This window comes from Methylobacterium sp. Leaf465, assembly GCF_001424705.1.
Lineage (GTDB): Bacteria > Pseudomonadota > Alphaproteobacteria > Rhizobiales > Beijerinckiaceae > Methylobacterium.
On the sequence record NZ_LMRA01000012.1, the window covers coordinates 443981 to 463347 of the forward strand.

Consider the following 19367-nt stretch of genomic DNA (forward strand, 5'->3'; position numbering starts at 1 on the left):
GGCGCATGAGCATCGAAATCCGCAACCCGCAGGGTCAGCCGCTGACCACGGCCGACCGCTCGAACGCGGTGGCCGAATCCCTGAAGCAGATCGCCCGCGTCTCGCGCTTCGCCGACCGCAAGAAGGGCATCCGCTCCTACCAGAGCCACGTGAAGACGGATCCGCTGATCCCGGTGCTCTTCCTGGTCTGCTTCCTGATCCCGACCCTGGCGGCCATCGCCTATTACGGCGTGATCGCGTCGGACCGCTTCGTGATCGAGTCGCGCTTCGCCCTGCGGCCGGCCCTCGGCAACGTCGACAAGGCCTCGCCCGATCAGGTCGGCACCAATTCCGGCTCCCCCATGAAGCAGATGGTGGCGCAGGACAGCCTGATCGCGACGAACTACATCATGAGCCGGCCGATGATCGAGGCCATCGAGAAGACCTACCCCCTGCGGGAGATGTTCTCCCGGCCCGGCATCGACATCCTCTCGCGCTTCGATCCCGAGAAGCCGATCGAGAAGCTGGTCAAGTACTGGCACGAGCGGGTCCACACCAAGATCGAGTCCGGATCGGGCATCATCCTCCTGTCCGTGAACGCCTTCGATCCGCAGGATGCCCTCAACCTCTCGAATGCGATCCTGGCCGAGAGCGAGCGCATGGTGAACGCCCTCAGCGGCCGGGCCCGCGAGGACGCGGTGCTGGAGAGCCAGCGCGAGCTCAAGCGGGCCGAGGAGCGGATGCTGAAGATCCGCACCGAGGTGGCGGCCCTGCGCAACCGCGACGGCGTCCTCGACGCGCAGAAGACCAACGAGAGCAACCTGAAGGTCCTGTCGGAGCTGCGCACGGCCCGCATCAACCTGGCCGTCCAGCTCATCCAAAGTCAGCGCGACCTCTCGCCGGAGACCCGCCGCATCCAGGACATGAAGGCCCAGATCAAGGACCTCGACGACAACATCGCGCGGATCGAGCGCCAGTCGGCCAGCGAGGACCCGGAACAGCGCCGCATCCTGGCGAACGCCCTCACCCGGTTCGAGGCCTACGACGCCGACCGGGCGGATGCGGAGAAGTACTTCGCCAAGGTGCTGGCCGCGAACGAGCGGGCGCGGATCATCGCGGAGCGCCAGATCGAGTTCTTCAGCATGATCGTCGAGCCGGTGAAGCCCGAATCCTCCCAGGAGCCCCGGCGCCTCTTGATGATCAGCCTCATCGCCGGTGGTGCCGGACTGGTGTTCGCGCTCGCGGTGGTCACCCGCAAATACTTCGCCTGACGCGGTATTTCCGCTCAGGCGGGGCGGCGGACGGCGTGGCGTTAACCCTTCGCTAACCCTGTGCTCGGCAAATCTTGCCGAGCCCCCGACCCTCGGGGGCAGCGAGGGTGACGATGAGCGAGACGGCTGCCGGCGCGCCGGCTCCGGCGGGAGGGGCCGGGGGGAGCCTCGCACAGTTCGCGAGCTTCGCGATCCCGAACCGGGCGAACCTGAACGCGCTCTCCAAGCGCACGGACCTGTTCTTCGCCACCGCCGTGATGGGCATCCTCACGGTGCTCATCTTCCCGCTGCCGGCCTTCCTGCTCGACCTGCTGCTCGCGGTCTCGATCATCATCTCGGTGCTGATCATGATGACCGGGCTGTTCATCGACAATCCGCTCGAGTTCACGGTCTTCCCGACCCTGCTCCTCGTGGCGACGCTGCTGCGCCTCGCGCTGAACCTCGCCTCCACCCGCCTCATCCTCGGCCACGGGCACGAGGGCACGGCGGCCGCCGGCCACGTCATCGAGGCCTTCGGCAACTTCGTGATGGGCGGCAACTTCGTCATCGGAATCATCGTCTTCGCGATCCTGATCATCGTGAACTTCGTCGTCATCACGAAGGGATCGGGCCGCATCGCCGAGGTCGCCGCCCGCTTCACCCTCGACGCGATGCCCGGCAAGCAGATGGCCATCGACGCCGACCTCTCGGCGGGCCTCATCGACGAGAAGGTGGCCAAGGCCCGCCGCGCCGCCCTGGAGGAGGAATCCTCCTTCTTCGGCGCCATGGACGGTGCCTCCAAGTTCGTCCGCGGCGACGCGATCGCCGCGCTGCTCATCACCTTCATCAACGTGATCGGCGGCATCATCATCGGCGTCGCCCAGCAGGGCATGCCGTTCCTGGGGGCGGCGAAGTCCTACACCCTGCTCACCATCGGCGACGGCCTCGCCTCGCAGGTTCCCGCCCTCATCGTCTCGACGGCGGCCGGCATCCTGGTCTCCAAGGCGGGCGTGAAGGGCTCGGCCGACAAGGCCCTGGGCAAGCAGCTCGCGAACTACCCCAAGGCCCTGGGCATGTCCTCGGGCGTCATGGTGCTGATCGCCCTCCTGCCCGGCATGCCGATGCTGCCCTTCCTGGCGCTCGCCGGCGCGTCCGGCTACGCCGCCTGGCACTTCGCCAAGGTCGCCCGCGAGGCGCCGCCCCTCGACGCCGACGGTGCGCCGATGGACGCCTCGGCGGTGGCCGCCGCCGCGGCCGCCAAGGAGGAAACCGTCACCGACCTCCTGAAGCTCGACGACCTCAAGCTCGAGATGGGCTACGCCCTGCTCGCCCTGGTCAACGGCCCGGAGGGCCAGGACCGCCTGACGGACCAGATCAAGGCCCTGCGCCGCCAGCTCGCCGCCGAGCTCGGCTTCGTGATGCCCTCGGTCCGGATCCTCGACAACGTCCAGCTCGACGCGAACGCCTACGTGGTGCGGGTCAAGGAGATCGAGGCCGGCACGGGCCAGATCTTCCCCGGCCAGTTCATGGCCATGGACCCGATGGGCGGACAGGTGCAGCTGCCCGGCCAGCACATGCTGGAGCCGACCTTCGGCCTCCCCGCCACCTGGATCGACGCCTCCCTGCGGGACCAAGCCCAGCTCAAGGGCTACACCGTGGTGGACGCCGCCACGGTGGTCTCCACCCACCTCACCGAGATCATCAAGGCGCACGTCTCCGAGCTCCTGAACCATGTCGAGGTGCAGAAGCTCCTGCGCGAGGTCTCGAAGGAGCATGCCGAGCTCCTCAAGGAGGTGATGCCGAGCCAGATCGGCACCACCGGCATCCAGCGGGTGCTGCAGTTCCTGCTGGCCGAGCGGGTCTCGATCCGCGACCTCGGGGCGATCATCGAGGGCGTCGCAGAGGTGGCCGGGCACGTGAAGAACCCGCGCGACATCGTCGAGCACGTCCGCGCCCGCCTCGGCCGCCAGATCTGCGCCCAGTACCAGGGGCCGGACGGCATGCTGCCGATCATCACCCTGTCGCCGGCCTGGGAGCAGGCCTTCCTCGACTCGATCGCGGGCGAGCGCGACGAGCGCTACCTGGCGATGCAGCCCTCGAAGCTCTCGGACTTCGTCAACACGGTGCGCGACCGCTTCGAGACCGCCGCCCGCATGGGCGAGATGCCCGTGCTGGTGACCTCGGTCCAGGCCCGGCCCTTCGTGCGTTCGATCATCGAGCGCTTCCGGCGCGAGACGCCGGTGATGAGCCAGGCGGAGATCCATCCCCGCGCCCGGCTCCGGACCGTCGGCTCGGTCTGAGAGGCGACCCCGCGCCCCGGCGGTGAGCCGGTCTCGCGGACCATCCGGGTTCGCCGCGCGCGCCTGTCGCGGTCGGCCCCGTCGCGGGGGTGACGCGGATCAGTCTGTCGTGCCGCAGAGGTAGAATTCCTCGACGTAGCCGTCCCGGAGCCAGAACAGGTTCCGCGATCGCCGCGTATAGCCGCCGGCGGCCCTGATGATCTCCGGGACGCGCAGCTGGCGGTCCGCCCGCAGGTTCATCGCCGAGGCCTCCTGATTGACCGAGTAGAAGGCCGGCGCGATCTCCTTGATGCGATCGATATAGGCCCGCCCGGTTGCCGGCGACATTTCCGGAATGGAATCCTGATTGATGACCAGGTCGAACCGGGCGGCGGGATCGTTGATCATCCACCAGGGCAGGACCTGGATCCGCTCCGGGCGTTCGCCGCTCAGGGAGACGGGCAGACCGCATCGCAGCAGGAAATAGCCCTGCAGCAGGTTCGTGTAGGGCAGGTCGTAGATCGTGTAGGTTCGATCACCGCCGGCCAGATAGGCACACAGCCCGCCGAAGCCGCCACCGATCTCCGCGATGCGCCGGAAGGGGCCGAGCGTGTCGACTCGCCAGGCGGCGTAGGCATGCATGAAGGACTGCTCGGGAAAGGCGGACCCTTGCAGGGCCACGCCGAAAGGGGCTCCGATGGCGGGGAACGCCAACGGGAAGCTCAGGACCGCTTCCACCGCGGCAACGATGTCGAGCTATTCGAGGGGGGCATCGGTGCCGCCCTGCTCCGGCGACCGGACCGGACAGACGCCGAGGGCCTCGCCCAGGCGCAGCAGGCGGTCGCACCAGATGGCCGCATGCCGATCCGGCACGCCGCGGGCGCGGGCGGCCGTGCTCTTGCCCATGGCCAGGCCGTGGACGAGGTGCTCCTGGGACATGTTGGCGAGGAGATCCGCCAGCAGATCGGGATCGCGCTGCGCCAGGGCCGTCTTCAACCGCGTGTGGCCGGCGGTGAGCTGATCCCACATCCCGCCGGTCTTGCCGGGATCCGCGGCGGCGGAGACGTGCCAGGCTGTGATGATCCGTTCGCAGATCGCGCGGTCCGCCGCGCTCCGGGACGGCACCTCGAACCGGAAGGGCGGCATCGCCCCCACTGCCCGATAGGGGTAGCGGAACAGCTCCCGTCCCAGATCCGCCGTCATCGCCGCTACTATCTCGGCGGAGAGGGCGTGAATCCGTCCCTCGTGCCGACCGATGTTCAGGTAGTGGACCTCGGCGGACCGGATTTTCCGTCCTGGACCGCCGTCGCGACGTCGGGATTGAGGCGCAGATATTCCGCGGCATCGAAATCCTTCGACAGGTCGCGGTCCTCCGTCCCGCGGCCGAATTTCAGAAGCTGCCTCATCCCGCTCCTCCGGAGCGGACGAATCCGCGCGCGATCCGGTTAGCGCAGCCAGCGATCCGTCGGGGAGTCGTCGACGCGAAAGCCCCGGGAGCGGGTCCGGATGTTCGCGCCCGAAGCCGGCCGTCGCGGACCGGGTGATGCGGGTTCGATCTCCCCTTACGAGGACGGATCAGACCGGCTTCTTCTCCATGCGGCGCTCGAGGGCATGGGCGTCGAGGCCGGGGGCGGTCAAGGGCGGCTCGGGGGCGGCCGCGTCGTGGGGCTCGTCCCGCAGGGCCGAGGCGAGGCGGTTGCGCTCGTAGAGGAGCACGACCACCACCGAGATCAGGAACGGGAGCCAAAAATAGAACAGCCGGAAGACGAGCAGCGCGGCGATCACCGACGGCCGGGCGATGTCGGGCATCGCCACCACGAAGACCAGTTCGAACACCCCGAGGCCGCCGGGGGCGTTCGACACCAGGGCCGCCGAGAACGAGGCGAGGAAGACCGCGAGCACGACGAGGAAGCCGGGGTTCCCGGCCTCCGGCAGGGCGAAGTAGATGATGCCGGCGGCGCCCAGCAGCTCGAGCGGAGCGGCGATGAGCTGGCGGCCCATGATGCGCGGGCGGGGATATTCGAGCTTGAACTTGCGGATCGTGAGCGGCTTCAGGTGCAGCAGCGAGCCCGCGACGTAGAGGGCGACGAAGGCGAGCAGACAGCAGCCGAGGATGCGGGCGGTGGCGGGGTCGGTCAGGATCGCCGGCAGGTAGCCGTTAAGGCGCGTCAGGGTGTCGGGCAGGACGGTGAGCACGAAGCCGCCGAGCAGGATGGTGCCGAGGCCGAAGGTGAAGGAGCAGAGCGCCACCAGGACCGCGACCTGGGCCGCGGAGAGGCCCTTGGCGGTGTAGGCGCGGTAGCGCACCACCGCGCCGGAGAACACCGAGGCGCCGATATTGTGGGAGAGCGCGTAGGTCGTGAACGAGCAGACCGAGACGAAGAACCACGAGATGTGGCGCACGCCGAGATGCAGGAGCGCGATCCGGTCGTACCAGGCGAGCGCCGCGTAGGCGACGAGGGTCGAGAGGGCCGCGAAGAGGAAGCGGTGGATTGGAATCGCGGCGAAGCTGCCCTTGATCTCCGCCATGGAGATGCCGGCCAACTCCTTGTAGAGCAGGTAACCCGAACCGATCACGGCGGCGAGGCCGATGATCGGCCAGATAAAATCGCTGATCTTCTTCATGGTGGTCCGGACACGCCCCTGTTCGGGCCCTCCCTGCACGACGATGCGCGGCATCGCAAGCAAGGTTCCGCGCGGCCCCGGCAGGGATGGCTCATCCCACGGGATCATGACGGTTTCGTGCCGGTCGCCCCGCGGGGCGCCGGCACCCCGTCCGTCTCAGGCGCGGATGCGCGAGAGGCCAATACCGTCCATGGCGGCCTGGTCGCGGGCCGCTTCGGCGACGCGCTCGGCGCTGCGCTCCCGGTCGTCAAGGATCTCGATCTTCTTCAGGTCCTCGAAGGCCTCGCCGAGCTCGGCCTTGGCCTCGGCGAGCTGCCCCTCGAGGGCGGCGGCCGACTGGCGCATGTTGTCCCGGCGGGTGGCGGCGGCCCGGGCATAGGTCGGGTAGGCGAAATGGGCCGGATCGGTGATGCCGGCGCGGCTCTCCTCGTGGGCGACCTCGCGGTCGAGCTCCATCGCCATGCGGGTGAAGTCCGCCTTCATCATCTCGATCTGCGTCACGCGCCGACGCTTCTCGTCGACCTGGAAGCGTCGCAGCCGGATCAACGTGTCACGGGATTTCATGGGCGGGTTCACTCCACGCAACGCACGGCTCGCCGGTGCGCGACCGGCCGCGCCCCGGGCCCGGCATCGGGAGATGGAGCCGGGGCGTCCTCTCAGGGCGCGCCGACGATCTCTGCCAGGCGACGGTAACCCTCGCCGATCGAAGTTGCTTCTTCCTTACCCTGACCCAGAAAAGCCTCCATTTCGGGCATGAGCGCGATCGCCTCGTCCACTTCCGGCGAGGCGCCCGCCCGGTAGGCGCCCAGACGGATCAGCTCCTCCATGTCGGCGTAGGTGGAGAGCAGGCGACGGGCCCGGCGCACCGTCGGCAGGTGCGCGGGGTCGCAGGCGCGAGGCATGGTGCGGGAAACGGAGCGCAGGACGTTGATCGCCGGGTAGCGCCCGCGCTCGGCGATGCCGCGCTCCATCACGATATGCCCGTCGAGGATGCCCCGGACCGCATCGGCCACGGGCTCGTTGTGGTCGTCGCCCTCGACCAGGACGGTGAACAGGCCGGAGATCGCCCCCTGCCCCGTCCCGGGCCCGGCCCGCTCGAGGAGCCGGGGCAGCTCGCTGAACACGGTGGGCGTGTAGCCCTTGGCGGTGGGCGGCTCGCCGGCTGCGAGGCCGATGTCGCGCTGGGCCATGGCGAAGCGGGTGATCGAATCGATCATGCACAGGACCTGTGCGCCCTGATCGCGAAAATACTCCGCCATCGCCAGGGTGACGTAGGCGGCGTTGCGGCGCATCAGGGCCGGCTCGTCGGAGGTGGCCACCACCACCACCGACCGGGCAAGGCCGGCGGCGCCGAGATCGTCCTGGAGGAATTCCTGCACCTCGCGGCCGCGCTCGCCCACGAGGCCGATCACCGCCACGTCGGCGGCGGTGTAGCGGGCGAGCATCGACAGCAGCACCGACTTGCCGACGCCGGACCCGGCGAAGATGCCCATGCGCTGCCCGGCGCACATCGTCAGGAAGGTGTTGATGCAGCGGATACCGAGGTCGAGGGGCGGCCCGACCCGCTGCCGGGCATGGGCCGGGGGCGGATCGGCCCGCAGCGGATAGATCGCCGGGCCGGGGGGCAGCGGCCCGAGGCCGTCGATGGGCCGGCCGAGGGCGTCGATGGTCCGGCCGAGCCAGGCGGCGGAGGGGCGCACCGCGCCGGCGGCCTCGTCCCGCACCAGGGCCGGACAGCCGCGCCGCACTCCCTCCAGGGAGCCGAAGGGCATGGCCAGCGCCCGATCGCCCTGGAAGCCGATGATCTCGCAGGGCACGGCGCCGAGGCCGTTCTCCACCGCGATGTCGAGCCGTCCGCCGAGGCGCATGGCCGCCACCGGACCCGCCACTTCGATCAGCAGGCCGCGAATCGCCACGACCCGTCCGTAGGTCTCGAGCACCTGGATTCCCGCGAGGGCGCTGCGCGCGTCAGCCAGGCGCAAGCGTCCGATGCTAGGGTCGCGATCGGTCATCGGCGCGTCTCTCAACCATTCGTTTACCTCCCTCCTTAACACTGTGTGCATCGGGCTTGTAGCGCGCCGCCGGCTCACGCCGGGACGTAAAAAATTTTCGTTCGGCCGACGACATTCCGGTGCCGTTGTTCCGGAGAGACAGCGCGCAACAAGCCCATGCGGGTGAGGCACTTGAGGGGACATGCGAAGGTTTCGCATCACACCCGAAGACGGTCGGACGAGAACAGATCGTCAACGGTTCGAAGCGTGGCCGGGCCGCGGGTCCAATTGGGTGCTTGCGTCCGTGAAACAGGGTTTGTTAACGATTAACGAATAGCGTTTCACGTCATTGACGAGGGAGCGTTCGCCACGGGCCGGTGGCGAACGAACGGCGGGGGCTTGCCCGTACGCTGCACACGGCCGGCTGGGCTGGGGACCGACGATGCGGGTACTTCTGATCGAGGACGACAGCGCGACCGCGCAGAGCATCGAGTTGATGCTCAAGTCCGAGAGCTTCAACACCTACACTACCGATCTCGGTGAGGAGGGGATCGATCTCGGCAAGCTGTATGATTACGACATCATCCTGCTCGACCTGAACCTGCCCGACATGTCGGGCTACGAGGTGCTGCGGAACCTCCGCGTCGCCAAGGTGAAGACGCCGATCCTGATTCTCTCCGGCATGGCCGGCATCGAGGACAAGGTGAAGGGCCTCGGCTTCGGCGCCGACGACTACCTGACCAAGCCCTTCCACAAGGACGAACTCGTCGCCCGCATCCACNATGGCCGGCATCGAGGACAAGGTGAAGGGCCTCGGCTTCGGCGCCGACGACTACCTGACCAAGCCCTTCCACAAGGACGAACTCGTCGCCCGCATCCACGCGATCGTCCGCCGCTCGAAGGGTCACGCCCAGTCGGTGATCACCACCGGCGACCTGATCGTGAACCTCGACCAGAAGACCGTCGAGGTCTCCGGCAGCCGCGTGCACCTGACCGGCAAGGAGTACCAGATGCTGGAGCTCCTCTCGCTGCGCAAGGGCACGACGCTGACGAAGGAAATGTTCCTCAATCATCTCTACGGCGGCATGGACGAGCCCGAGCTGAAGATCATCGACGTCTTCATCTGCAAGCTGCGCAAGAAGCTGGCGAACGCCAGCCAGGGCAAGAACTACATCGAGACCGTCTGGGGCAACGAGGGCGAAGAGCGGATCGCCGTCTGAACCACCGGTCGGACGACGAAACGGCCCCGCGCGAGCGGGGCCTTTTTTGTTCGTGCGGACACCCGTCGTCCCCTCCCCCGCGCGGCGTCGACCGACCAAGCGCAGATGGCGCGGGCCTGCGCCCGCGCCACGATCCGTCGGATGCCACTCAGAGGCCGACCACCCGGCGCAGCGCCGGGGCGACGGCCAGGGCCGGCGCGACCGCCACGGCGGCGGGGTTGAGCACCGGCAGCGGCCGAGCCTGCGGTGCGAGGGACGCGGCGGCCTGGTTGTACAGGCCCCGGTGCTTGGTGTTCGGGACGAGCTTCTCGGTCAGGCCGATCACCGTCTCGGCGGCGCCGAGCAGCAGGGCACCGTCGGCGGCCAGGCTGCCGCTGAGGCGGGCCAGCACGTCGCCCTTGGTCGGCGCATCGAAATAGATCAGCACGTTGCGGCAGTAGATGATGTCGAACGTCCCCAGCGAATCGAAGGGCTGCAGCAGGTTCAGCGGGCGGTAATCCACCATCTGCCGCAGGCTGGCCGAGATGCGCCACTGCTCGCCGACCTGCTCGAAGTGCTTGATGAGCGACTGCACGGGCAGGCCGCGCTGCACCTCGAAATGGCTGTAGAGCCCGGCCTTCGCCTTCTCGAGCACCTCGGTCGACAGGTCGGTGCCGACGAGGTCGACGGTCCAGCCGGCGAGGCGCGGGGCGGCGTCCTGCAGCATCATCGCCAGGGAATAGGGTTCCTGCCCGGTGGAGGCGGCGGCGCACCAGATCCGCAGGCGGCGCTGCACGGCCCGGCGGGCCATGGCCTCGGGGAGCAGCACGTCGCGGAACAGGTCGAACGGCGTGCGGTCGCGAAAGAAGAAGGTCTCGTTGGTGGTCATCGCCTCGACCACAGCCCGCTCCATCGCGAGGTCGCGGCCGCCCTTCAGGGCGTTCACCAGCGCCCCGAGATCGGCGAGGTTGAAGCGCCGGCAGATCGGACCGAGGCGGCTCTCGACGAGGTAGCGCTTCTCTCCGCTGAGCGCGAGGCCGGAGCGGGGCTTGAGGTAGGCGCGCAGGAAATCGAACTCGACGTCGGTCATGCGCCCTGCCCCGTCAGAAGATTGCGCAGCGCCGGGCCGATCTCGCCCAAAGGCAGGATCGCCTGGGCGAGTCCCGCCTTGGCGATGCTGCCGGGCATGCCCCAGACCGTACTGGTCGCCTCGTCCTGGGCGAGCACCGCCGCCCCGGCCTCCGTCAGCGCGCGGGCCCCGCCCGTCCCGTCCGAGCCCATGCCGGTGAGGACGACCGCGAGGGCCGCGGCGCCGAAGATCGCGGCGGCATCCTGGAACAGCACGTCCACGGCGGGCCGGCAAAAATTCACCACGGGCCCGTCATGCAGGCGGATGGTCACGTCCTGGCGGCTTCCGCCCAGGCCCATGTGCCGTCCGCCCGGCGCCACGTAGATCCGGCCCGGCTGCAGGCGCTCGTCGGCCTTGCCCTCGGCGGCCAGTAGGCCGGTGCGGACGCCGAGATGCTCGGCGAAGACCGCGGTGAAGACCGGCGGCATGTGCTGGACGATGAGGACCGGGAACTGACGCAGCGTGGCGCTGCCGATCTTCTCCAGCACCTCGCCCACCGCGCGGGGCCCGCCGGTGGAGGCGCCGATGAGCAGGACGCGGGGCGCGACGCCGGTGCGGGCCTTCGGCCGCAGCACCAGGGGGGCGGTCGGACGCAGGGCCGAGACCGGTGCGGGCGCGTGCGACCCGGGAGAGACGGGGATCGGCGCGCCGGAGGCGCCGCGCTTGCGCGCCCGGGCAGAGCCGAAGAGGCGCACCCGCTCGATCAGGTCGGTGCGGAAGGCGTCCGAGGTGGTCACGCCCCGGTTGCTCTCGGGCTTCGGGATGTAGTCCACGGCCCCGAGGGCGAGACAGCGCAGGGAGATGTCGGCGTTGCGGGTGGTCAGGGTCGACATCATGATGACCTGGACGCCGGGGCTCTTGGCGAGCAGCAGCGGCAGGGCCTGGGTGCCGTCGAGTTCCGGCATGTCGATGTCGAGGAGGATGACGTCGGGGTCGTGGCGGGCCATCGCCTCGACGGCGATCCGGCCGTTGGCCGCCGTGGCGACGACCTCGTGGCCGGCTTCGCCGATCCAGCGCGCGACCAGCCCGCGCACCACCGCCGAATCGTCTGCGATCAGAACCCGGACCCGCTGCCCCGCGAGCGGCGGCGGCGCGGCATGGGTCGACGCGAAGGTCGGTGCGGTGGCGGCCATCATGAATTCACGCTGTGAGCGACGCGGAGGAACGGTCGGGGTGGGAACTGGCCCCGGACGGGGCGGAATGCCCGGTCCAGGTCCGCGTCAGGCCGCGTCGGCTTCGGTGGCGAAGCCGACCTGCGCGAGCTTCGCCGTGACGATGTCGCGGTCGAACGGCTTCATGATGTACTCGTCGGCGCCCGCATGGAGGGCACGGGCGATGGCGCCGACGTCGTTCTCCGTGGTGCAGAACAGGACCTTGGGCTTCTCGCCGCCCGGGGTCTTGCGCAGGGCGCGCAGGAAGTCGTAGCCGTCCATGGTCGGCATGTTCCAGTCGAGCAGGATCGCGTCCGGCATGGTCTTGCCGCAGGCGCTGAGGGCCTTCTCGCCGTCCTCGGCCTCGCCGACCTCGAAGTTCATGGTCTCGAAGATGCGGCGCGCCACCTTCCGGATGACGGCGGAGTCGTCGACGATGAGGCAGGTTTTCATCGGGTCCTTCTCCTGGCTCGGGCTCAGGCCGCGCCGGCGGTGCGGGCGTTCGTTCCGAAGGCGAGGAGCGCATCGACGTCGAGGATGACGAGGAGGCGGCCGTCGAGACGGTGGACGCCGAGCGTGAGGTCGCGCCAGCGGGCATCGAGGTTGATCGGCACCGGCTCGTGGGTCTCGGCCCCGAGCTTGAGCACCTCGCCGACGCCGTCGACGATGAGGGCGAAGGTCTCGCCACCCTGCTCGAGGCCGATCGCCATCTGGGCGCCGTCCCCGGTGCGGGGCGCCATGCTGAGACGCCGACGCAGGCACAGGGCGGTGACGACGCGGCCGCGCAGGTTCAGGAGCCCGACGATCTCGGGCGGGGCGAGCGGCACCGGCGTCACGCCGGCCGGGATGAAGACGTCGTGGACCCGGTCGATAGCGAGACCGAACATGGTCTCGCCAACGAACACGGTGACGAAGTCGTGGGTGCCGACGGTTTCCGCGGCGTTGGTGTTGGCAGCCTGCATCATGGGCGTGGACTCCGAAGGGGGCGGGCCGGTCAGGCGGCGACGGCGAGGCTGGCGACGTCGAGCTCGGCCAGGGCCGAGATCAGGCCGCTGCGGTCGAACTTCGCCACCAGGTCGGCGATGCCGAGGGTCCGTGCCCGCTCGATGGCCTCGGTCCCGATAGTGCCGGAGAGGCCGATGACGGGAAGCCCGGCGACGCGGCCCTCCACCTTGCGCATGGCGCCCACGAGGTCGAAGCCGCTGCGGCCCGGCATCTCGAGGTCGCACACCACCACGTCGATCCGCCCGTTGGAGAGCAGGGCCGCCACCGCCTCATCGGCACTGGCCGCGGTGACCACGCTGTAGCCGGCGGCCTTCAGGACCGGGCTCAGCATCTCGCGGAAGAAGGCGGAGTCGTCGACGAGGAGGAGCGTCGAGCTGCGCTTGACCGTCTTCTTGGGGCCCCGCGCCCAGTCGTCGTAGGCGAGCGGCAGGAAGTGGGCGATGTTGATGATCTCGGTGGCGCGGCCGCGCAGGACGGCGGAGCCGATGAGGTCCGAGCGGTCGGCCGAGATCTCGACGTCGAGACGCTCCTCGACGATGTCGACGATCTCGTCGACCACGAGGCCCATGGCGCGCTCGCCGTCGGAGAAGACCACGAGGGCCTGGGTGCCGGAGGTGCGGATCTCGATCGACGGATCGGCGGGCACCAGCGGCATCAGGCGGCCGCGGTACTGGATCAGCGGACGGCCGCCGACCCACTCGACCTTGGCCGATTCGATCTCTTCCAGGCGGGTGACCAGCGAGAGCGGCACCGCCTTGTAGCTGCCGGCGCCGCCCTTGAAGACGAGGAGCGTCGCCTTGGCGTCGGCGGCCTCGACCTCCTCGACCTCGGCCTCGACCGGGATGGCGCCGGTCTGCGAGCCCTGGCTGACCTGCTGGGCGATGCCGTTCGGATCGACGATCAGCACCACGGCGCCGTCGCCCAGGATGGTGTTGCCGGCGAACAGCGGCAGGTGACGCAGCTTGGAGGACATCGGCTTCACGACGATCTCCTCCGTGTGGAAGACCTCGTCGACGAGGATGCCGAAGCGCTGGCGCCCGACCTGGGCGACCACCACGAAGCCGGAATCCACGGCGTCGGCGGCCTGGTCCTGGCCGAGGACGCCCGTGAGGGTGACGATCGGGAGGAGGCGCTCGCGCAGGCGCAGCACCGGCGAGCCGTTGATGCGCTCCACCTTCTGCGCCGTCGCCTTGTCGACCCGCACCAGTTCGAGCACCGCGACCTGCGGGACCGCGAAGCGCTGCTCGCCCGCCTTGACGATGAGGGCGGCGATGATCGCCAGGGTGAGCGGGATCTTGATGGTGAAGGTGGTGCCGCGGCCGAGCTGCGTGTTGATGTCGATGACACCGCCGATGAGCTCGATGTTCGTCTTCACCACGTCCATGCCGACGCCGCGGCCGGAGACCGAGGTGATGGCGGCGGCGGTGGAGAAGCCCGGATGGAAGATGAACTTCGCCACCTGGGCGTCGGTCATCCGCTCGACTTCCGCCTGGCTGGCGACCTTGCGCTCCACGGCCTTGCGGCGGATGGCGGCGAGATCGAGGCCCTTGCCGTCGTCGGCGATCTCGATCGTGATCGTGCCGCCCTCGTGATAGGCGGAGAGGCGGATCGTGCCGCGCAGCGGCTTGCCGGAGGCCTTGCGGTCGGCGGCCGACTCGATGCCGTGATCGGCCGAGTTGCGCACCATGTGGGTGAGCGGGTCCTTGATGACCTCGAGCACCTGGCGGTCGAGTTCGGTCTCGGCGCCGCTCATCACGAGCTCGATCTGCTTGCCGAGTTCCGACGACAGGTCGCGCACCACGCGGGGCAGCTTCTGCCAGGCGTTGCCGATGGGCTGCATGCGCGTCTTCATGACGCCTTCCTGCAGCTCGGCCGTCACGTGGCTCAGGCGCTGGAGCGGAACCTTGTAGGTCGAGTCGTCGTGCCGGCGGGCGATCTCGAGGAGCTGGTTGCGGGTCAGCACCAGCTCGGACACCATCGTCATCAGGTGTTCGAGGGTGTCGACGTTGACGCGAATGGTCTGGACCTTCGCGATGCCCCCCTCGCCGTCGGACGCGGCGGGCGCGTCGGCGGCTTTCGCGGGCGCCTCTGCGGCCTTCACCGGCATCGGGGCGGGTGCCTCGCGCACCGGCTCGGGGGCCGCGGCGACCGGTTCCGGCGCGGAGGCGACGGACGCGTCGAACGGATCGGGCCCTTCCGCCTCCATGAAGGCGCGCTCGAGGTCCTCGAGGCTGACCTCGCCGGGCTTCAGCTCGCGCAGGACCGGATCGGGCAGCGTGATCTCCGCGACGGGCGCGGGGGCGACGGGGGCGATCGGGGCGGAGGCCATCTCCTCCAGGGCGCCGATGAGATCGTCGTCGCTGCCGGCCGGCTCGGACCCGGTGGCCTCGAGGTCGCCCAGGATCGCCTTGAGGCGGTCGAGGGTGACGAGGATGAGGCTGACCGCGGGGCCGGTGACCGGCATGCCGTCGCGGAACTGGCCCATCAGGGTCTCGGCGGCGTGCGCCAGGGCTTCGAGGCGCGGAAGGCCGAGGAACCCGCAGGTGCCCTTGATGGTATGGACGAGGCGGAAGATGTTCCGCAGGATCGTCTGATTGTTCGGATCCTGTTCGAACCGGACGAGCTCGGCATCGACCGTGTCGAGGTGCTCGGCACTCTCGGTCAGGAACTCACGCAACAAGTCGTCCATGAGGGGTACTCAGTCCATACGCGCACTACAGTCTGTGCAGGACCGACCTTGCCCCCTAACCGGTTAGGGAAGGGTTTCACCCCGAACGACAAAGCGGGAGACCGCGACAATATTTGTCGATCTCCCGCCGATGGGCCGAAACTCGCCGCGCGTCAGGCCAGCGCCGTCTCCGGCGGCTCCGAATCCGACGGGCGATCGGCTTCCGGATCCGCGGGAGCCGTGGCGGGCGCCTCGGGCATCGCGGCGGCCGTGGCGGTCGCCGTGATGGTCACGGTGTCGCCCTCGATCGCAAAGCGCACGTCCATGGCCGCGGCGCGGGCGACGAGGCCGGCATAGAACGGCAGGATGCCGTGGGCGTCCACGGTGCCGTTCTCGGGCGTGCCGGCGATCATCTGCTCCACGTGGGCGGGGATCCGGGCGTGGGAACCCTTGCTCTTGAGGGTCAGGGTCGGAGCTTCGCCGTCGCCCTGCACCACCACGTCGATGAGACCGCCGCGTGGGATCGCGCTCTGGGCGATCATCACGAGGTTGAGCAGGAGCTTGACCTTGTTCTTCGGGTAGAGCGCCTGCGGCGCGCTCCAGGCGAGCTGCGTCTTGTCGTCGGCGAACATCCCCCGCGACACCTTCTCGGCGTCGGCGAGGTCGATGGAGGCGCCCGCCGAGCCGGCGGCCCCGAAGGCGATGCGGGCGAATTGCAGGCGGGCCGAGGCCTGACGCGCGCTCTTGGCGATGAGCTCCAGGGCGAATTCCCGCATGGAGGTGTCGCTCTCGTCCTCCAGGACCTCCAACCCGTTCACGATCGCGCCAACAGGGCTGATCACGTCGTGGCAGACCCGTGAGCACAGGAGGGCGGACAGATCGAGGGCGTCGAGATTGAGGGGGGTCATGGTGCGCTCCGCGCAGGCGTTTCGGGGCCGCGTCCGGTCGTGAACGGCACCGATAGACGGCGCCGGAAGCTTTGAAAAGCACCCGGACGGATCGCGATCCGGGTCGACAAGGGCCGGTGGCGCGGGCATCATGACCGGTATCATGTCGATCGATGCGCCGACGCGCGACCGTATTGCGGCGACCCTGATGGAAATTGCCTGCCGGGCGGGCGAGATCCTGAAGCGGCACCACGGGGGCGACTGCCCGCACGTGCTCAAGCCCGACGGTTCGCCGGCGAGCCAGGCGGATTCCGAATCCGAGGCCTTCATCCTTGCGGAACTCGCCAGGGCTTGGCCGGGCATTCCCGTGATCGCCGAGGAATCGTCCTACGACCAGCCCCCGGCGCCGCTGTTCTTCCTGGTGGATCCCCTCGACGGCACCCGGGACTTCCTCGCCGGCAACGCGGAGTACAGTGTCAATATCGGGCTGATCGCGGGCGACCGTCCGATCGCCGCCGCTCTGGCCGCCCCCGGCCTCGGCCGGGTCTGGGGCGCAGGCGGCCAGGCGTTCGAAGCGGAGATCCGGAACGGACATCTCGGCGCGCGCCTGCCGATCGCGGTGCGGCCGCGGCCGGACCAGGGGCTGGTGGCCCTGCGCAGCAACCGGCACGGCGACATCGAGACCGAGACCTGCCTCGGCGCGCTCCGGGTGGGCTCGACCCGGTCGGCGGCCTCCGCCCTGAAGTTCTGCCTGATCGCCGCCGGCGAGGCCGACATCTACGTCCGCTGCGGTCCGACCATGGAATGGGATACGGCGGCCGGCGACCACATCCTCACGGTGGCGGGTGGCTGCGTCGTGGCGCCGGCCGGCCGGCCGATGACCTACGGGCATTATACGCGGAACTACCGCAACGGTCCCTTCGCCGCCCTGGGCGACGCGAGCTATGCGGCCAATCTCGTCCTGCCCGAGCGCAGCCCGTCCACCCGTCCCGCCGACCGGCACGCGCCGCAGGACGCGCACCGGATCTGAGCGCCGGGCGCCCTCATTCCGGGAAATCCCGCTCGATCTGATCCGTCAGCGTCGGCCAGCGCAGCTCCGCCTCGGCGGCGAGATGCGGCTCCGCGATGAGGCGCAACCGGTGCGCGTTGCTGCGGCAGAGGTAGAGCCGGTCGATCCCGTCCGGGCCGGGCAGGCGCGCATAGATCAGGGGATCGGCGTCCACGAGGCGGCCGGCGAGGACGCCGATCGGATCGAAGCCGCCGAGGCGTGGCGCGTAGGCGGCAGGGTCGCCGCGGAAGGCCTCCCGGTTCGCCGCCCGCGCGAAGCGCCACGTCAGCCGGTCCCAGAGGATCTCGTAGGCGGCTCTGCCGGCTTCGGGACCGTCGAGGAAATAGCTGACGGCATCGAACCCCCCGAGGGCGATGCGGCCCGCGGGCAGGCGCGGCAGGGTCGCGGCGCGGGCGCCGGCGGCGTGCAGCCCACCGGCCGCGGCGACGCGAAGCAGGTGACGGCGCGTTAACCACATGTTGCTTTGTTTCGCATCATGATCGCCGCGTATCGAGGCGCACCGGCCCCGGCCGGAACGGTCTCTCGGATGACAGCCCGGTCCATAGCGCGGTCTCGGTTAGCAAGACGATAGCGCCCTCGGGCGGATGTCGGCAGACAGGAGGGACGAGGCATGACGTCGAACCATCGGGCCGTCCGCGCCCGCCCATCGCACGCACCTGCGACCCGGCGCACCGTCGTCGGTGCGCTGGCGGGCGCCCTCCTCCTCGGCGTCTCGTCCCGCGCCCTCGCGGTGAGCGACGGAGCGCCCGGCAAGTTCCGTCCCGAGGAGCTGGTCGACAACGGCCATCGCTTCTTCGGCTCGATGTCGCGCGGCCTCGCCCAGCTGGTGGAGGAGGCGACCCGGCGCTGGGGCGAGCCCAACGGCTACATCCTCGGCCAGGAAGCCTCCGGCGCCATCGTGGGCGGCGTTCGCTACGGCGAGGGGACGCTCTACACGCGCAATGCCGGGCAACGGCGGATCTACTGGCAGGGCCCCTCCATCGGCTTCGACGTCGGCGGCGACGGCGACCGCACCATGATGCTGGTCTACAACCTGCCGGCCGTGTCGGGCCTCTACCGCCGCTTCGGCGGCGTCGACGGCTCCGCCTACCTCGTCGGCGGCTTCGGGATGACGGCGGTGACCGCCGACGACATCGTCGTGGTGCCGATCCGCACCGGCGTCGGCGCCCGGCTGGGCATCAACATCGGCTATCTCAAGTTCACGTCGAAGCCGACCTGGAATCCCTTCTGATTCGCAGGACGACCGGGGTGTGTCCCCGCGCGTCTTGCCCATCCCGGGGGGACATGGGCTAAACAAGCCGACGAGGGTCGACGGCCAGCTCCGTCGTCATTGTCGTCCACGGCATGTTGAGCGAGCGTTTCCGCGTGATCGAAACCGTGATGATCTTCGCGCTCGGCTTCCTGGCCGCGAGCCTGTGCGCCCTGTTGCTTCTGCCCGCCGTGAATGCCCGGGCCGCCCGCCTGTCGGAGCGCCGCATCGAGGCGCGCCTACCCCTCTCGCTCTCGGAAGTCGCCGCCGAGAAGGACTATTTGCGGGCGCAGTTCGCCGTGGCCCAGCGCCGCCTGGAGCGTCAGGTCGAGGCCGTGAAGGCCCATCGCCACGCCGATCTCGCCGCCATCGGGGCCCGGACCATGGAGGCCGCCGCCCTCACCCGCACGGTCGAGGCCCGCGACGCGACCTTGAGCGAGCGCGAAGCCGCCCTGGCCGCGACCCGCACCACCCTCGGCGGCGTGGAGCGCGATCTGGAAGCGGCGCGCCAGGAGACCGCGCTGGGCCTCGCCACCCTGCAGGTGCTCGAGCAGGCGCACCAGGAGGTGCTCGACGACCTCATCGCCGCGCGGTCCGCCCAGGTCCCGCCGGACCCAGCCGGCACTCCCGCCGCCACCGGGTCCGAGGTCCCCGACCTGACCGCGGCCCTGGTCGCCGAGCGCGAGACCCTCAGGGCCAGCCTGAATGCGGCCGAGACAGCCCTGGCCGAAGTGATGGCGCGCCGCGAGGGCGAGGCCGCCGATCTGCGCCGCCGGATCTCCGACGTGGCCGACAGCCTGATGCAGCGCGACCGGCTTCCGCCCGTCTCGGCGTACGCGATTTCGGCGCGCTCCAACTGAATGCCGCTCACGGGCCGAACCCGGCG

Annotated in this window: 19 protein-coding genes and 1 pseudogene; 7 read left to right on the top strand and 13 right to left on the bottom strand. The window is 69.7% G+C overall.

All coding sequences use genetic code 11. The annotated features are described in order from the left end of the window. Window positions 1-5: 5 nt before the first annotated feature. Together ASG51_RS10500 and flhA are read left to right on the top strand one after the other, a co-directional pair. The gene (locus ASG51_RS10500) at window positions 6-1250 is read left to right on the top strand and encodes a hypothetical protein (protein WP_056222574.1); all 1245 of its coding nucleotides are present in this window, start codon (window positions 6-8) and stop codon (window positions 1248-1250) included. Window positions 1251-1363: 113 nt separating this feature from the next. Further along, window positions 1364-3529, top strand: coding sequence for a flagellar biosynthesis protein FlhA (flhA, locus tag ASG51_RS10505; RefSeq protein WP_056222579.1), 2166 nt, complete (start codon window positions 1364-1366; stop codon window positions 3527-3529). 99 nt (window positions 3530-3628) lie between these two features. On the opposite strand, the gene ASG51_RS10510 is transcribed toward flhA, so the two are convergent. From ASG51_RS10510 to fliI, 6 genes are all read right to left on the bottom strand, one after another. After that, entirely contained in the window at window positions 3629-4189 is a 561-nt protein-coding gene (locus tag ASG51_RS10510; RefSeq protein WP_156389654.1) for a putative sugar O-methyltransferase, read from the bottom strand. A gap of 75 nt (window positions 4190-4264) precedes the next feature. Then, window positions 4265-4711 (bottom strand): hypothetical protein, encoded by a 447-nt coding sequence (locus tag ASG51_RS10515; protein WP_056380668.1) that lies wholly within the window; start codon window positions 4709-4711, stop codon window positions 4265-4267. Window positions 4712-4767: 56 nt separating this feature from the next. Next, entirely contained in the window at window positions 4768-4914 is a 147-nt protein-coding gene (locus ASG51_RS24060) for a hypothetical protein (RefSeq protein ID WP_156389655.1), read from the bottom strand. 169 nt (window positions 4915-5083) lie between these two features. After that, the gene (locus ASG51_RS10520; RefSeq protein ID WP_056274866.1) at window positions 5084-6133 is read right to left on the bottom strand and encodes a lysylphosphatidylglycerol synthase domain-containing protein; all 1050 of its coding nucleotides are present in this window, start codon (window positions 6131-6133) and stop codon (window positions 5084-5086) included. Window positions 6134-6289: 156 nt separating this feature from the next. Then, window positions 6290-6697, bottom strand: a complete 408-nt coding sequence (fliJ, locus tag ASG51_RS10525; protein WP_056380671.1) for a flagellar export protein FliJ — start codon at window positions 6695-6697, stop codon at window positions 6290-6292. 92 nt (window positions 6698-6789) lie between these two features. Further along, window positions 6790-8145, bottom strand: a complete 1356-nt coding sequence (gene fliI, locus ASG51_RS10530) for a flagellar protein export ATPase FliI (protein ID WP_056380673.1) — start codon at window positions 8143-8145, stop codon at window positions 6790-6792. Window positions 8146-8566: 421 nt separating this feature from the next. Here fliI and ASG51_RS25000 point away from each other — a divergent pair. Then, a partial coding sequence (locus ASG51_RS25000; RefSeq protein WP_277996207.1) for a response regulator occupies window positions 8567-8905 on the top strand: 339 nt, incomplete at its 3' end. 1 nt (window position 8906) lies between these two features. Further along, window positions 8907-9344 (top strand): annotated as a pseudogene (locus ASG51_RS25005) (response regulator transcription factor); the annotation flags it as partial. Window positions 9345-9492: 148 nt separating this feature from the next. On the opposite strand, the gene ASG51_RS10540 reads toward ASG51_RS25005, so the two are convergent. The 6 genes from ASG51_RS10540 to ASG51_RS10565 form a co-directional block, all read right to left on the bottom strand. Continuing rightward, window positions 9493-10413 (bottom strand): protein-glutamate O-methyltransferase CheR, encoded by a 921-nt coding sequence (locus ASG51_RS10540; protein ID WP_056380675.1) that lies wholly within the window; start codon window positions 10411-10413, stop codon window positions 9493-9495. Further along, window positions 10410-11588, bottom strand: a complete 1179-nt coding sequence (gene cheB / locus ASG51_RS10545) for a chemotaxis-specific protein-glutamate methyltransferase CheB (RefSeq protein ID WP_056380677.1) — start codon at window positions 11586-11588, stop codon at window positions 10410-10412. The genes ASG51_RS10540 and cheB overlap by 4 nt, the downstream gene beginning before the upstream one ends. A gap of 84 nt (window positions 11589-11672) precedes the next feature. Further along, window positions 11673-12056 carry a response regulator gene (locus ASG51_RS10550; RefSeq protein ID WP_056222602.1) on the bottom strand — a complete coding sequence of 128 codons (384 nt, stop codon included), beginning with the start codon at window positions 12054-12056 and terminating at the stop codon, window positions 11673-11675. A gap of 23 nt (window positions 12057-12079) precedes the next feature. Further along, window positions 12080-12565 carry a chemotaxis protein CheW gene (locus ASG51_RS10555; RefSeq protein ID WP_056274868.1) on the bottom strand — a complete coding sequence of 162 codons (486 nt, stop codon included), beginning with the start codon at window positions 12563-12565 and terminating at the stop codon, window positions 12080-12082. A gap of 32 nt (window positions 12566-12597) precedes the next feature. Continuing rightward, complete coding sequence (locus ASG51_RS10560) at window positions 12598-15297, bottom strand: hybrid sensor histidine kinase/response regulator (protein ID WP_056222605.1); 2700 nt, start codon at window positions 15295-15297, stop codon at window positions 12598-12600. Window positions 15298-15449: 152 nt separating this feature from the next. Continuing rightward, a complete protein-coding gene (locus ASG51_RS10565) occupies window positions 15450-16184 on the bottom strand; it encodes a histidine phosphotransferase family protein (RefSeq protein WP_056222608.1) in 735 nt (244 codons plus the stop codon). 142 nt (window positions 16185-16326) lie between these two features. On the opposite strand from ASG51_RS10565, the gene ASG51_RS10570 reads away from it, so the two are divergent. Further along, window positions 16327-17193, top strand: a complete 867-nt coding sequence (locus ASG51_RS10570; protein WP_082487371.1) for a 3'(2'),5'-bisphosphate nucleotidase CysQ — start codon at window positions 16327-16329, stop codon at window positions 17191-17193. Window positions 17194-17206: 13 nt separating this feature from the next. Here ASG51_RS10570 and ASG51_RS10575 read toward each other — a convergent pair whose 3' ends face one another. Beyond that, complete coding sequence (locus ASG51_RS10575; protein WP_056380680.1) at window positions 17207-17689, bottom strand: hypothetical protein; 483 nt, start codon at window positions 17687-17689, stop codon at window positions 17207-17209. A 153-nt stretch (window positions 17690-17842) separates the two neighbouring features. Between ASG51_RS10575 and ASG51_RS10580 the strand changes: the two genes are divergently transcribed. Both ASG51_RS10580 and ASG51_RS10585 read left to right on the top strand, forming a co-directional pair. Next, entirely contained in the window at window positions 17843-18463 is a 621-nt protein-coding gene (locus tag ASG51_RS10580; protein ID WP_082487359.1) for a DUF1134 domain-containing protein, read from the top strand. Window positions 18464-18597: 134 nt separating this feature from the next. Further along, window positions 18598-19341, top strand: a complete 744-nt coding sequence (locus ASG51_RS10585) for a hypothetical protein (RefSeq protein WP_082513971.1) — start codon at window positions 18598-18600, stop codon at window positions 19339-19341. The last annotated feature ends 26 nt before the right edge of the window (window positions 19342-19367 follow it).

Excerpts from the sequence above, each read along its gene's own strand:
- ASG51_RS10500 (WP_056222574.1), top strand. The coding sequence starts at position 6 with ATGAGCATCGAAATCCGCAACCCGCAGGGTCAGCCGCTGACCACGGCC.
- flhA (WP_056222579.1), top strand. The coding sequence starts at position 1,364 with ATGAGCGAGACGGCTGCCGGCGCGCCGGCTCCGGCGGGAGGGGCCGGG.
- ASG51_RS10515 (WP_056380668.1), bottom strand. The coding sequence starts at position 4,711 with ATGACGGCGGATCTGGGACGGGAGCTGTTCCGCTACCCCTATCGGGCA.
- ASG51_RS24060 (WP_156389655.1), bottom strand. The coding sequence starts at position 4,914 with ATGAGGCAGCTTCTGAAATTCGGCCGCGGGACGGAGGACCGCGACCTG.
- ASG51_RS10520 (WP_056274866.1), bottom strand. The coding sequence starts at position 6,133 with ATGAAGAAGATCAGCGATTTTATCTGGCCGATCATCGGCCTCGCCGCC.
- fliJ (WP_056380671.1), bottom strand. The coding sequence starts at position 6,697 with ATGAAATCCCGTGACACGTTGATCCGGCTGCGACGCTTCCAGGTCGAC.
- fliI (WP_056380673.1), bottom strand. The coding sequence starts at position 8,145 with ATGACCGATCGCGACCCTAGCATCGGACGCTTGCGCCTGGCTGACGCG.
- ASG51_RS10540 (WP_056380675.1), bottom strand. The coding sequence starts at position 10,413 with ATGACCGACGTCGAGTTCGATTTCCTGCGCGCCTACCTCAAGCCCCGC.
- cheB (WP_056380677.1), bottom strand. The coding sequence starts at position 11,588 with ATGATGGCCGCCACCGCACCGACCTTCGCGTCGACCCATGCCGCGCCG.
- ASG51_RS10550 (WP_056222602.1), bottom strand. The coding sequence starts at position 12,056 with ATGAAAACCTGCCTCATCGTCGACGACTCCGCCGTCATCCGGAAGGTG.
- ASG51_RS10555 (WP_056274868.1), bottom strand. The coding sequence starts at position 12,565 with ATGCAGGCTGCCAACACCAACGCCGCGGAAACCGTCGGCACCCACGAC.
- ASG51_RS10560 (WP_056222605.1), bottom strand. The coding sequence starts at position 15,297 with ATGGACGACTTGTTGCGTGAGTTCCTGACCGAGAGTGCCGAGCACCTC.
- ASG51_RS10565 (WP_056222608.1), bottom strand. The coding sequence starts at position 16,184 with ATGACCCCCCTCAATCTCGACGCCCTCGATCTGTCCGCCCTCCTGTGC.
- ASG51_RS10570 (WP_082487371.1), top strand. The coding sequence starts at position 16,327 with ATGTCGATCGATGCGCCGACGCGCGACCGTATTGCGGCGACCCTGATG.
- ASG51_RS10575 (WP_056380680.1), bottom strand. The coding sequence starts at position 17,689 with ATGTGGTTAACGCGCCGTCACCTGCTTCGCGTCGCCGCGGCCGGTGGG.
- ASG51_RS10580 (WP_082487359.1), top strand. The coding sequence starts at position 17,843 with ATGACGTCGAACCATCGGGCCGTCCGCGCCCGCCCATCGCACGCACCT.